1 protein-coding gene and 1 pseudogene are annotated in these 515 nt (G+C 45.4%); both read right to left on the reverse strand.

All coding sequences use genetic code 11. The features are described 5' to 3' along the window. The coding region (locus ACYVRH_RS14410; RefSeq protein WP_461257559.1) for a DUF58 domain-containing protein at positions 1 to 356 on the reverse strand (356 nt) is incomplete at its 3' end. 11 nt (positions 357 to 367) lie between these two features. After that, positions 368 to 515, reverse strand: a pseudogene (locus tag ACYVRH_RS14415) (AAA family ATPase); the annotation flags it as partial.

Raw genomic sequence — 515 nt, forward strand, 5'->3', positions numbered from 1 at the left:
GTATGCTCTGCGGAAAAGGCGATTAAAGCCGTGCATATTAGCGCCTGTTCGTAAGGGCTTAACCCTTGTTGCGCGATATGCGTCCTGTGCATGGAGGGGGAAATATCAAGTAAAATTAAAATAGTTAATTCGCGCTCTTCGCGGAACATTTTTACAAATGGAATGCCAAAGCGGGCGCTCGCGTTCCAGTCTATTGATCTAATGTCATCACCAAGCTCGTAATGCCGCGCCTCGTCAAATTCCATTCCCTGCCCTTTAAAGATAGAGCTGAAATTTCCCGCGAGCATTTCATCGGCAAGCCCTTTTGAAAAAATGGGAAGGTTAATAATAGTCCGCAGTAATTCGCTTGTTTCCATATTAAGTTTTTTTACGGAACGGGAACATGGCTTAATATTCTGGTTATAACCGCGTCCGCGTCCATGCCTTCCGCTTCAGCTTCATAAGAAAGCTCTATTCTGTGGCGTAAAACCGGAAAAGCTGCCGTTTTTACGTCTTCGGTGCTTCCAAAGTTACGC

It is taken from the genome of Treponema sp. R80B11-R83G3, from assembly GCF_054786115.1.